This is a genomic window from Streptomyces johnsoniae, assembly GCF_031845565.1.
In the GTDB taxonomy this organism is placed as follows: Bacteria; Actinomycetota; Actinomycetes; order Streptomycetales; family Streptomycetaceae; genus Streptomyces; species Streptomyces johnsoniae.
Genome location: NZ_JAVREV010000008.1, coordinates 81,103 through 94,960, shown reverse-complemented (window position 1 = coordinate 94,960; position 13,858 = coordinate 81,103). Strand labels below are relative to the sequence as shown.

Here is a 13,858-nt window from a genome sequence, read left to right as displayed (position 1 = left end):
GTGGTCAGGCTGGGGCGCTGTCGAGGAGGGTTCACCGTGGCTGATGACAAGCAGATGCTCGACGCCTTGAAGAAGTTGGCGGCCGACTACTACGAGGCGCGCGAACGCATCCGGGAGCTGGAGTACGGCACCCGCGAGCCGATCGCGATTGTGGGATTGGGTTGCCGTTACCCGGGTGACATCCGTGGCCCCGAGCAGTTCTGGGACCTGGTGACCGCCGGCACGGACGCAATCTCGGACTTCCCGACCGACCGCGGCTGGGAAGCCTTCGAGGAGGAGTTCGGCGACGAGGCGGTCCGGAACGGGCAGGCGTATGTCCGCCAGGGCGGATTCGTCTACGACGCTGCGGACTTCGACGCGGCCTTCTTCGGGATCAGCCCGCGTGAGGCGTTGGCGATGGACCCGCAGCAGCGGCTGCTGCTGGAGACCGTCTGGGAGGCGATCGAACGGGCCGGGCTGGCGCCGTCCTCGCTGCACGGCTCGGCCACCGGTGTCTTCATCGGCGCCAACCACTCCGGATACAGCTCCGTTCTGCCGGCCGACGATCAGAGCCTGGACGGCTACCGCCTCACCGGTGGCCTGTCATCAGTGGTCTCCGGCCGGATCTCCTACACGCTGGGTCTGACGGGTCCGGCGGTGACGGTGGACACGGCGTGTTCTTCGTCGCTGGTGGCGTTGCACCAGGCGGTGCAGGCGCTTCGCGGTGGTGAGTGCTCGATGGCGCTGGCCGGCGGTGTCGCGGTGATGACTTCGCCGGGCGCGTTCATGGAGTTTTCCGAGCAGGGCGGTATGGCCTCCAGCGGCCGGTGCAAGGCGTTCTCGGACGATGCGGACGGCATCGGCTGGGGCGAGGGTGCGGGTGTGGTGGTGCTGGAGCGTCTGTCGGATGCGCGGCGTAACGGGCACCAGGTGCTTGCGGTGATCCGCGGTAGCGCGGTCAACCAGGATGGTGCGTCGAACGGTTTGTCGGCGCCGAATGGTCCTTCGCAGCGCCGCGTGATCCGTGCCGCGCTGGCGAACGCGCAGCTGTCGGCGGCTGATATCGATGTGGTGGAGGCGCACGGTACCGGGACCGCGCTGGGCGACCCGATCGAGGCCGGTGCCCTGCTGGCGACTTACGGGCGGGAGCGTGCTGAGGACCGGCCGCTGTGGCTGGGGTCGGTGAAGTCGAACATCGGCCACACCCAGGAAGCCGCGGGCGTGGCGGGTGTGATCAAGATGGTGCTGGCGCTGCGGCACGGTCTCCTGCCGAAATCCCTCTACTCCGAGGAGCCGTCCACACACGTGGACTGGTCGGCCGGGAACGTGCAGCTGCTCCAGGAAGACCAGGAGTGGCCCGCGGGCGACCAGCCCCGCCGGGCCGGTGTCTCGGCCTTCGGCGTCAGTGGCACCAACGCCCACATGATCCTCGAGGAGGCTCCGGGCGCCCCTGAGCAGCCCGAGCCTGCCCCGGAAGCTGACGAAGAGCCGGGGTTGCCGGTGTTGTCGTCTGGTGTTCCGGCGTGGGTGGTGTCGGGTCGTGGTGCGGTGGCGCTTGCGGGTCAGGCGGGCCGGCTGCGCGAGCACGTGATCGGGCGGCCCGAGGTCGCCGTGGGTGATGTGGCGTGGTCGTTGGTGGCGGCGCGGTCGGTGTTTGAGCATCGTGCGGTGGTGCTGGGGTCGGAGCGTGAGGTGCTGCTGGCCGGGCTGGCCGCGGTGGCGACGCAGCAACCCGCGGCGGGTGTGATCACTGGTGAGGTCGCCCCCGGGGGCGTGGGGCGAGCAGTGTTTGTGTTCCCGGGTCAGGGTTCGCAGTGGGTGGGGATGGGCCGGGAGTTGGCGGAGGTTTCGCCGGTGTTCGCGGCCAGGCTCGCGGAGTGTGGGGCGGCTCTTGCTCCGTTTGTGGAGTGGGAGTTGGGGGATGTGCTGGCGGGGCGGCATGGGTTTGAGGCTGCTGATGTGGTGCAGCCGGCGTTGTGGGCGGTGATGGTGTCGCTGGCCGCGGTGTGGGAGGCGGCTGGTGTGGTGCCGGATGCGGTGGTGGGGCATTCGCAGGGTGAGATCGCGGCGGCTGCGGTGGCGGGGATTCTGTCGCTGGAGGACGCGGCGAAGGTTGTGGCGTTGCGCAGCCGGACGTTGACGGCGCTGGCGGGGCGTGGCGGGATGCTGTCGGTTGCCGAGCCGGCCGACGCGGTGCGACGCAGGATTGCCCCGTTCGGGGAGCGGCTGTCGCTCGCGGCGGTGAACGGGCCGTCGGCGTCGGTGGTGTCGGGTGAGCCGGATGCGCTGCGGGAGTTGCAGGAGTCCTGTGGTGAGTCGGTGCGGACCCGGATGATTCCGGTGGACTACGCCTCGCACGGTCCCCAGGTGGACGAGCTGCGTGACGAGATCCTCAACGTCCTGGAGGGCATCGCCCCGCGGGAGACGCGTATCCCGATGATCTCCGCGATGAGCGGTGACATGATCACCGGCCCGGAGATGGACGCGGAGTACTGGTTCGCCTCGCTGCGCGAGACCGTGGAGTTCGAGCGCGCGATCCGCTCTCTTGCCGGGAACGGCCACGGCGTGTTCGTCGAGGTCTCGCCGCACCCCGTGCTCACCGGCGCGATAGGTGATGCGCTGGAGGAGATCTCCCCGGTTACGGTCGGAACGTTGCGGCGGGACAACGGTGGCGCCGAGCGTCTGCTGGCGTCATTCGCCGAGGCTTACGTTCAGGGTGTCGCCGTTGACTGGGCGGCGCTTCTGGACGGCGGCACGGCTGTGGAACTGCCGACGTATGCCTTCCAGCGGCGTCGGTTCTGGCCCGAGGTCCGTGAGGTGCAGCGGGCGTGGTCGGTGGACGACTGGCGTTACCGCATCGCGTGGGAGCAGACCGGCGGGGACGGCGTTGCTGCTTCGCTGTCGGGGACGTGGCTGCTGGTGGGTGAGGCGCCGGAGGCGTCGGTGATCTCCGATGCGTTGGCGGGGCATGGTGCCGAGGTGGTTGCGGTTGCCGGGCCTGAGGAGTTGGACGCGTCCGTGGTGGCGGGTGTGAGTGGTGTGGTGTCGTTGCTGGCGCTGGATGAGTCGCCGGATGCGGAGTATCCGTGGGTGCCGCGTGGCACGGCGGCGACGGTGGACCTGGTGCGGGTCCTCGCTCGGGCCGGGGTGCAGGCTCCGGTGTGGGTGGTGACGCGGGGTGCGGTGCAGACGGGTGCGGGTGAGGCGACGACCAGCCCGGCGCAGGCGCAGGTGTGGGGTCTTGGTCGTGCGGTCGGCCTGGAGCACCCGGACTTCTGGGGCGGTCTGATCGATCTGCCGGCGGAGTTCGATGCCCAGAGCGCGGCCCGGTTGGTGTCGGTGCTGGCGGACGGTCGTGAGGACCAGGTCGCGCTGCGGCCTTCGGGTGTGTTCCTGCGGCGTCTGGTGCGGGCCGAGGCGAGGGCTGGTGGCCGTGAGGCCTGGCAGCCGCGGGGGACGGTGCTGCTGACCGGTGGCACGGGCTCGATCGGTGTCAGTGTCGGTGTGTGGCTGGCTGAGCGTGGCGCGCCGCGTGTGGTGCTGACGTCGCGTTCGGGTCCGTCCGCGGAGGGTCTGGCCGGGCTTGCCGCGTCGGTGGCGCACGCGGGGTCGGATGTTGAGGTGATCAGCTGCGATCTGGGTGTGCGTGAGCAGGTGGCCGGGATGGTGACCTGGCTTGAGGAGTCCGGTCCTGGGCTGTCGACCGTTCTGCACTCGGCGAACCTGCCTTACCTGGCGCGGGTGGAGGAGACCGAGCGGGAGGGTCTGTCCGCGGCGCTGGGTGCGAAGGCGCTCGGGGCGGTGCACTTGGACGAGGCGACGGCCGCTCTTGACCTGGATGAGTTTGTGCTGTTCTCGTCGATTTCGGCGACGTGGGGCAGTAACGACCATGGCGCCTACGCGGCGGGTAACTCGTTCCTTGATGCGCTGGCTGAGGAGCGGCGGGCCCGTGGCCTGCCGGCCACGTCCATCGCCTGGGGCGTGTGGGACACCCGGGACTGGGACGAGGTCGACGCCGTGCTGGACCAGGGTGCCGGTCAGGTGACGCCCAGTCGGCTTCGGCGGCAGGGCATGCACTTCCTGAACGTCGAACGCGCACTGTCCGCCTTGGGACAGGTCCTGGCGGATGATGAGACGTTCATCGCGGTTGCGGATGTGGAGTGGGACCGGTTCGCGCCGGTGTTCAGTGCGGCTCGTCCGCGTCCGCTGCTGGAGACGATTCCGGAGGCGCGCGAGGCGACCGACCCGGCGGGCTCTGGGGAGTCGCAGGCCGCGGAACGTGGGGAGTACGCGTCCCGGCTGGCCGGGATGCCGGTGGCCGAGCGCCGCCGGACCGTCATCGAGCTGGTGCGCTCCCACGCCGCGGCCGTGCTGGGATACGAGTCGATCGCCGAAATACCGGCCGAGCGGGCGTTCCGGGATGTCGGCTTCGATTCGCTGACCGCGGTGGAGCTGCGGAACCAGCTGAACACCGCTGCCGGGGTGCGACTGCCTTCCACGGCCGTGTTCGACCACCCCAATGCCACGATGCTGGCCGAGGAGATCTTGTCCCGGTTGCTGGGCACGGCCTCGGACGAGGCGGTGGCGGTGGCTGCTGCGGCGCCGTCGGAGCCGATTGCGATTGTGGGGATGGCGTGCCGTTATCCGGGTGGGGTGCGGAGTCCTGAGGAATTGTGGGAGTTGCTGGTTTCGGGTGGGGATGCGATTTCGGGGTTCCCGGTGGATCGCGGTTGGGATGCGGAGGCGTTGTTTGATCCGGACCCGGATGCTGAGGGTTCGACGTATGTGGTGGAGGGGGGTTTCCTTTCGGGGGCTGCGGAGTTTGATGCCGGGTTCTTCGGGATCAGTCCGCGTGAGGCGTTGGCGATGGACCCGCAGCAGCGGCTGCTGCTGGAGACCTCCTGGGAGGCGATTGAACGGGCCGGGCTGGCTCCGACGTCTCTCCGTGGTTCGGCCACCGGTGTGTTCGTCGGCGCCGCCCCCTCCGGTTACGTCGCGACGGTCAGCGGAGAAGCCGGCGCCCAGGCCCACCTGATCACCGGCAACGCGCTGAGTGTGTTGTCGGGACGCATCTCCTACACGCTGGGCCTGACCGGCCCATCGATGTCGATGGACACGGCGTGTTCGTCGTCGCTGGTCGCCATGCACCAGGCGGTCACGGCGCTGCGTGGCGGTGAGTGCTCGATGGCGCTGGCCGGTGGTGTGATGCTGATGGCCGACCCGAGTGAGTTCGTGGGCTTTTCGCGGCTGCGGGCGCTGTCCTCGGACGGGCGGTGCAAGGCGTTCGCGGATGGTGCGGACGGTATGGGCATGGCCGAGGGCGTCGGCATGGTCATGCTGGAGCGGCTGTCGGACGCGCGGCGCAACGGGCATCGGGTGCTTGCGGTGATCCGCGGCAGCGCGGTCAACCAGGATGGTGCGTCGAACGGTTTGTCGGCGCCGAATGGTCCTTCGCAGCGTCGGGTGATCCGTGCGGCGCTGGCGAACGCGCAGGTCTCCGCGGCTGATGTTGATGTGGTGGAGGCGCACGGTACGGGCACGGAGCTGGGTGACCCGATCGAGGCGCAGGCGCTGCTGGCGACCTACGGGCAGGAACGTCGCGATGAACAGCCGTTGTGGCTCGGGTCGGTGAAGTCGAACCTCGGCCACACCCAGCAGGCGGCCGGCGTCGCGGGCGTGATCAAGATGGTGCTGGCGCTTCAGCACGGCGTCCTGCCGAAAACCCTCCATGTCGAGAAGCCGTCCACGCACGTGGACTGGTCGGCCGGCAATGTGCGGGCCCTTCAGAACGAGCGGGAGTGGCAGCCGGGTGACCGGCCGCGGCGGGCGGGTGTGTCGGCGTTCGGTATCAGCGGCACCAACGCGCACCTGATCCTGGAGGAAACTCCGCACGAGGAAGCAGCGGCGGAGCCCGCGCCGGAGGGCGAGGGCGAGCCGGGGCTGCCGGTGCTGTCGTCCGGTGTTCCGGCGTGGACGGTCTCCGGCCAGGGCGCCGCGGCGCTTGCTGGTCAGGCGGGCCGGCTGCGGGAACACGTGATCGGGCGGCCGGAGGTGGCGGCGTCTGATGTGGCGTGGTCGTTGGTGGCGACGCGGTCGGTGTTTGAGCATCGTGCGGTGGTGCTGGGGTCGGAGCGTGAGGTGCTGCTGGCGGGGCTGGCCGCGGTGGCCACCGACCAGCCCGCGGCGGGTGTGGTGACCGGCGAGGTCGCTCCGGTCGGTCTTGGCAAGACGGTGTTCGTGTTCCCGGGGCAGGGTTCGCAGTGGGTGGGGATGGGCCGGGAGTTGGCCGAGTCCTCGCCGGTCTTCGCGGCCAGGCTTGCGGAGTGTGCGGTGGCTCTGGCTCCGTTTGTGGACTGGGAGCTTGAGGACGTGCTGGCCGGGCGGCATGGCTTCGAGGCCGCTGATGTGGTGCAGCCGGCGCTGTGGGCGGTGATGGTGTCGCTCGCCGCCGTGTGGGAGGCGGCCGGTGTCGTTCCCAGGGCCGTGGTCGGCCACTCGCAGGGTGAGATCGCGGCCGCTGCGGTGGCGGGGATTCTGTCGCTGGAGGACGCGGCGAAGGTCGTGGCGCTGCGCAGCCGGACGTTGACGGCGCTGGCCGGGCGTGGCGGGATGCTGTCGGTCGCCGAGCCGGCCGACGCGGTGCGACGCAGGATTGCCCCGTTCGGGGAGCGGTTGTCGCTCGCGGCGGTGAACGGGCCCTCGGCGTCGGTGGTGTCGGGTGAGCCGGATGCGCTGCGGGAGTTGCAGGAGTCCTGTGGTGAGTCGGTGCGGACCCGGATGATTCCGGTGGACTACGCCTCGCACGGTCCCCAGGTGGACGAACTGCGCGACGAGATCCTCAATGTTCTGGAGGGCGTTGCCCCGCGGGAGGCGCGTATCCCGATGGTGTCGGCGATGAGCGGGGAGTGGCTGTCGGGTCCGGAGATGGACGCGGGTTACTGGTTCGCTTCGCTGCGCGAGACCGTGGAGTTCGAGCGCGCGATCCAGGTGCTGGGTGAGTCGGGGCACGGCGTGTTCGTGGAGACGTCTCCGCACCCGGTGCTCACCGGTGCGATAGGTGATGCCGTGCAGGGTGTTGAGGACGCTGTGGTCGTCGGTACGTTGCGGCGGGATAACGGTGGTGCCGAGCGTCTGCTGGCCTCATTCGCCGAGGCCTGGGTCCGGGGTGTTGAGGTGGACTGGGCCGGTGTGCTGGGCGGTGGCGAGACCGTCGAGCTGCCGACCTACGCGTTCCAGCACCGTCATTACTGGCCGGAGGACGAGCGCGTTCCGGAGACGGTGGTTTCCGAGGGCGATGCGGAGTTCTGGGCGGCAGTTGAGGGCGGTGACCTGGATGAGCTTGCTGCCACGTTGAATGTCGATGACGGTGACAGCCTGGCAGCCGTGTTGCCTGCGCTGGTCGATTACCGGCGGCGGAGTCGGGTGGATGCGGAGGTTGCTGATTGGCGTTATCGGGTTTCGTGGGTGCCGGTTCCGGTGGTGGAGTCGGGTGTGGTGTTGTCGGGGTCGTGGCTGGTGGTGGGTGAGGGGGCGGATGCCGAGGCTGTTGCGGAGGCGCTGTCCGGGTGTGGTGCCGAGGTGGTCACTGTCGCTGGCCCGGCCGGGGTCGATGCGTCGGTGGCTGGCGGAGTCGCGGGTGTGGTGTCGACGTTGGCGATGTCGGAGGCGTGGCATCCGGAGTATCCGGTGGTTCCGGCTGGTCTGGTGGCGACGGTGGAGTTGGTGCGGGCGTTGGGCGGTGCTGGGGTGGAGGCTCCGTTGTGGGTGTTGACGCGGGGTGCGGTGGGCGCGGGCGCGGGTGAGGTGCCGACCAGTGTGGTGCAGGCGCAGGTGTGGGGTCTGGGTGTGACGGCGGGGCTGGAGTTGGCCGGGCGCTGGGGTGGTCTGGTTGATCTGCCTGCGGAGTTCGATGGGCGGGTGGGTGCGCGGCTGGTCGGGGTGCTCGCGAATGGTGGCGAGGATCAGGTTGCGGTGCGTTCGGGTGGGGTACTGGGTCGTCGGTTGGAGCGTGCGGGTCGTCCTGTGGTGGGGGAGGAGTGGCGGCCTGGGGGTGCGGTGCTGGTGACGGGTGGGACGAGTGGTGTGGGTGCGATTACGGCGGGTTGGGTGGCTGAGCGTGGTGCGGAGCGGGTGGTGCTGACCAGCCGGTCCGGCCCAGGGGCCGCGGGGGTGGCGGGGCTTGCTGCTTCGATCGCTGCTTCGGGTGCGGCGGTGGACGTGGTCGCTTCCGATGTGGCGGATCGTGAGGCGACGGGTGCGCTGCTGGCGTGGATGGACGCCACGGGTGTGGGTCTGTCGTCGGTGATGCACGCCGCCGGGCTGAGCAGCGGCAAACTGGTGGCGGAAGTCGAGGCGGCTGATCTGTCGGCCATGCTGTCGGCGAAGGCCGGTGGTGCGGCGGTGCTGGATGAGCTGACCGCGGACCGGGACCTGGACGCGTTCATGCTGTTCTCTTCCGGAGCGGGCACCTGGGGCAGTGGCGGGCTGAGCGCTTACGCGGCGGCGAACGCCTACCTCGACGCGCTGTGTGACAGCCGGCGGGGCCGTGGTCTTGCGGCCAGTTCGGTGGCGTGGGGCCTGTGGGCCGGCGTCGGCATGGCTGCCAGTGAAGGCGGGGACCGGCTGCTGCACTACGGCATGGAGGGCATCGACGCGGAGCGCGGGATGCGGGCTCTGGGCCAGGTGCTGGACGCGGGTGAGGGTGCGGTCGCGGTTGCCGGTTTCGACTGGGCGCAGTTCGTGCCGACCTACACCCTGCATCGCCCCAGCCCGTTGCTGTCCGCCCTGCCCGAGGTCCGCGCGATCCTCGCGGCCGAAGCGGAGCCCAGTGTCTCGGCGGACACGTCGGAGCTGACGGCGCGGCTGTCGGGTATGCCGGTGGGTGAGCAGCGGCAGGTACTGACGGATCTGGTGCGCAGTAACGCGGCGGCCGTGCTCGGGCATGAGTCGGCGGCGGATGTGCTGCCGCAGCGGGCGTTCAAGGACTTGGGCTTCGATTCGTCAAGTGCGGTCGAGCTGCGGAACCGCTTGTCGGCGGCGGCGGGTGTGCGGCTGCCTTCGACGATGGTCTTCGACTACCCGAACGCCGCGGTGCTCGCCGAGTACATACGTGGTGAACTCGTCGGCTCGGCCGAGTCCGGGTCCGAGGGTGCGGTGCAGGTGGTGGCCGCGGCCGGTGGCGAGCCGATCGCGATCGTCGGTATGGGCTGCCGTTACCCGGGTGATGTCCGCGGTCCCGAGCAGTTCTGGGACTTGCTGGTTGCGGGCACGGATGCGGTGGGCGGGTTCCCGACCGACCGTGGCTGGGAGGTGTTCGAGGAGGAGTTCGGCGGTGAGGCGATCCGTGCCGGGGAGGCTTACACCCGGCAGGGCGGATTCGTCTACGACGCCGCGGAGTTCGATGCCGGGTTCTTCGGGATCAGTCCGCGTGAGGCATTGGCGATGGACCCGCAGCAGCGGCTGCTGCTGGAGACTTCCTGGGAGGCAGTCGAGCGGGCCGGTCTGGCGCCGTCCTCGCTGCACGGCTCGGCCACCGGTGTCTTCATCGGCGCCAGCCACTCGGGTTACGACAGCAGCCTGCCGGTGGACGACCAGAGCCTGAACGGTTACCGGCTCACCGGCACCATCTCCTCCGTCGTCTCCGGCCGGATCTCGTACTGCCTCGGTCTGACGGGTCCGGCGGTGACGGTGGACACGGCCTGCTCCTCCTCTCTGGTGGCTTTGCACCAGGCGGTGCAGGCTCTGCGGGCTGGTGAGTGCACGATGGCGCTGGCCGGCGGTGTCGCGGTCATGGCCCTGCCGGGCGCCTTCCTCGACTTCTCCGAGCAGGGCGGTATGGCCTCCAGCGGCCGGTGCAAGGCGTTCTCGGACGAGGCCGACGGCGTTGGCTGGGGCGAGGGTGCGGGCATGGTCATGCTGGAGCGTCTGTCGGACGCACGGCGTAACGGGCATCAGGTGCTTGCGGTGATCCGTGGCAGTGCGGTGAATCAGGATGGTGCGTCGAACGGTTTGTCGGCGCCGAATGGTCCTTCGCAGCGTCGGGTGATCCGTGCGGCGCTGGCGAACGCGCAGGTCTCCGCGGCTGATGTTGATGTGGTGGAGGCGCACGGTACGGGCACGGAGCTGGGTGACCCGATCGAGGCCGGTGCCCTGCTGGCCACCTACGGGCAGGAACGGCCCGACGGGGACCGCCCGTTGTGGCTGGGGTCGGTGAAGTCGAACATCGGGCACACCCAGCAGGCGGCGGGTGTCGCCGGTGTGATCAAGATGGTGCTGGCGATGCAGAACGGTGTCCTGCCGAAGACGCTGTATGCGGAGACGCCGTCCACACACGTGGAGTGGTCGGCCGGGAACGTGCAGCTGCTCCAGGAGACGCGGGAGTGGTCGGCGGGTGACCGGCCGCGGCGGGCGGGTGTGTCGGCGTTCGGTATCAGCGGCACGAACGCGCACGTGATCATTGAAGAGGCGCCGCTTGAGGCTGCGGCGGAGCCCGCGCCGGAGGGCGAGGGCGAGGGCGAGCCGGGGTTGCCGGTGTTGTCGTCTGGTGTTCCGGCGTGGGTGGTGTCGGGTCGTAGTGCGGTGGCGCTTGCTGGTCAGGCGGGCCGGTTGCGGGAGCATGTGGTCGGGCGGCCGGAGTTGGCGGCGTCTGATGTGGCGCGCTCTTTGGTCGTGACGCGTTCGGTGTTTGAGCATCGTGCGGTGGTGTTGGGTGCGGAGCGTGAGGTGCTGCTGGCAGGGCTGGCCGCGGTGGCCACCGACCAGCCCGCGTCGGGTGTGGTGACTGGTGAGGTCGCTCCGGCTGGTGTGGGGAAGACGGTGTTCGTCTTTCCCGGGCATGGCAGTCAGTGGGCGGGGATGGGCCGGGAGTTGGCCGAGTCCTCGCCGGTCTTCGCGGCCAGGCTCGCGGAGTGTGCCGCGGCTCTGGCTCCCTTCGTGGAGTGGGAGTTGGGGGATGTGCTGGCGGGTCGGCATGATTTTGAGGCTGCGGATGTGGTGCAGCCGGCGTTGTGGGCGGTGACGGTGGCGCTGGCCGGGGTGTGGGAGGCGGCTGGTGTGGTGGCGGATGCGGTGGTGGGGCATTCGCTGGGGGAGATTGCGGCGGCGACGGTGGCTGGGGTGTTGTCGTTGGAGGATGGGGCGAAGGTGGCGGCGTTGCGTGCGCGGGCGTTGAGTGCGCTGGATGGGCGTGGGGGGATGCTGTCGGTTGCGGAGTCGGCCGATGCGGTGCGCGAGCGCATCGCCCCGTTCGGGGAGCGGTTGTCGCTCGCGGCGGTGAACGGTCCGTTGTCGTCGGTGGTGTCGGGTGAGCCGGATGCGCTGCGCGAGCTACAGGAGTCCTGTGGTGAGTCGGTGCGGACTTCGCGGGTTCCGATTGCGTATGCCTCGCACAGTGTGCAGGTGGAGGAGTTGCGCGAGGAGATCCTGACCGCTTTGGAGGGGATCGTTCCGGGTGAGGCGCGTATCCCGATGGTGTCGGCGATGAGCGGGGAGTGGCTGTCGGGTCCGGAGATGGACGCGGGTTACTGGTTCGCTTCGCTGCGGGAGACCGTGGAGTTCGAGCGGGCGGTGCGGACTCTGGGTGAGTCGGGGCACGGCGTGTTCATCGAGACGTCCCCGCACCCGGCACTCATTCAGGCTGTCTCCGGGACGCTGGAGGAGTCCTTCCCGGTCACGGTCGGTACGTTGCGGCGGGAGAAGGGCGGCGCCGAGCGCCTGCTGACCTCCTTCGCCGAGGCCTGGGCCCAGGGCGTCCCGGTCGACTGGGCCGGTGTGCTGGGCGGTGGCGAGACCGTCGAGCTGCCGACCTACGCGTTCCAACGGAGCCGCTACTGGCCCGAGGTGCCGGAGGCCAGGCGCGCTGCCAGGTCCAGGGACGACTGGCGTTACCGGATCGCCTGGGAGCAGACCGGCGGGGACGGCGTTGCTGCTTCGCTGTCGGGGACGTGGCTGCTGGTGGGTGAGGCGCCGGATGCGTCGGTGATCTCCGGTGTGCTGGCGGGGCATGGTGCCGAGGTGGTTGCGGTTGCCGGGCCTGAGGAGTTGGACGCGTCCGTGGTGGCGGGTGTGAGTGGTGTGGTGTCGTTGCTGGCGCTGGATGAGTCGCCGGATGCGGAGTATCCGTGGGTGCCGCGTGGCACGGCGGCGACGGTGGACCTGGTGCGGGTCCTCGCTCGGGCCGGGGTGCAGGCTCCGGTGTGGGTGGTGACGCGGGGTGCGGTGCAGACGGGTGCGGGTGAGGCGACGACCAGCCCGGCGCAGGCGCAGGTGTGGGGTCTTGGCCGTGCGGTCGGCCTGGAACGCCCGGACTTCTGGGGCGGTCTGATCGACCTGCCCGCGGAGTTCGATGCCCAGAGCGCGGCCCGGCTGACCGCGGTTCTCGCGGACGGTCGTGAGGACCAGGTCGCGCTGCGGCCCTCGGGCGTGTTCGTCCGGCGTCTGGTGCGGGCCGAGGCGCGTCGAGCGGAAGCCGCGGAGTGGACTCCGCGAGGCACGGCGCTGCTGACCGGCGGCACCGGCTCGATCGGCCCGCACATCGGGAGTTGGCTCGCCGATCGCGGCGCGCCGCGCGTCGTGCTGACGTCCCGTTCGGGTCCGTCCGCGTCGGGTGTTCCCGGGCTGGCCGCTTCCCTGGCGAACGCCGGGTCGGATGTCGAGGTGATCAGCTGCGACCTGGGCGCGCGCGAGCAGGTGTCGGACCTGGTCAGGTGGATCGAGGAGTCCGGTCCTGGCCTGTCGACCGTGCTGCACTCGGCGAACCTGCCCTACCTGGCGCGGGTGGAGGACACCGACCGGGAGGGCCTTTCGGTGGCGCTCGGGGCGAAGGCCCGCGGGGCGCTGCACCTGGACGAGGCGACGGCCGCTCTCGACCTCGACGAGTTCGTGCTGTTCTCGTCGATCTCGGCGACGTGGGGCAGCAACGACCACGGCGCCTACGCGGCGGGCAACGCCTATCTGGACGCGCTGGCCGAGGAGCGGCGGGCCCGTGGCCTGCCGGCCACGTCCGTCGCCTGGGGCGTGTGGAACAGCCGGGACTGGGACGCGGTGGACGCCACCCTGGACCAGGGCGTGGGGCAGGTAACGCCCAGCTTGCTGCGGCGGCAGGGCATGAGCTTCATGGACACGGGCCGGGCGCTGGACACGCTGGGCGAAATCCTCAGCGAGGACGAGACGTTCATGGCGGTCGCCGATGTGGAGTGGCAGAAGTTCGCGCCGGTGTTCTGCGCGGCCCGTCCGCGTCCGCTGCTGGAGACGATCCCGGAGGCGCGCGAGGAGTTCGATCCGGTCGGATCGGCGGACGCGCAGGCGGCCGCGCGCGGCGAGTACGTCTCCAAGCTGGCCGGACTGCCGCTGGACGAGCGCCGTCAGACGGTCATCGAGCTGGTGCGTTCCCACGCCGCCGCCGTGCTGGGGTACGAGTCGGTGACCGACATGCCGGCCGAGCGGGCGTTCCGGGATGTCGGCTTCGATTCGCTGACCGCGGTGGAGCTGCGGAACCGGCTGAACACCGCTGCCGGGGTGCGGCTGCCCTCCACGGCGGTGTTCGACCACCCGAACCCGACGGCCCTGGCCGATTACCTGCTCACGGAACTGTTCGGCAACGAGCTGCTCAGCCACTCCGCCATGCTGGGCCAGTTCGACCGCCTGGCCGCCGGGATCACCCCGCCGGACGACGCGGCCTGCGACGAGATTGCCGCGCATCTGGAGGCGCTGGCCCAGCGCTTCCGGACCCTTCGATCCGACCAGGGGCCGGCGGAGTCGGCCGCGGGCGATGCGGGGAAGCGCAAGCTCCAGGAAGCCACTGCCGAAGAGATGTTCGCGCTCCTGGAGGACGAACTCGACGACCCCGGAATCAACTGACCCTGCCGGTCCCGGCGGTCCC

The 13,858-nt window shown here is 70.3% G+C and carries 1 protein-coding gene; it reads left to right on the top strand.

What is annotated here, in order from left to right; genetic code table 11:
- The gene (locus RM779_RS16230; RefSeq protein WP_311618404.1) at positions 1 to 13,836 is read left to right on the top strand and encodes a type I polyketide synthase; all 13,836 of its coding nucleotides are present in this window, start codon (positions 1 to 3) and stop codon (positions 13,834 to 13,836) included.
- Positions 13,837 to 13,858 lie beyond the last annotated feature (22 nt).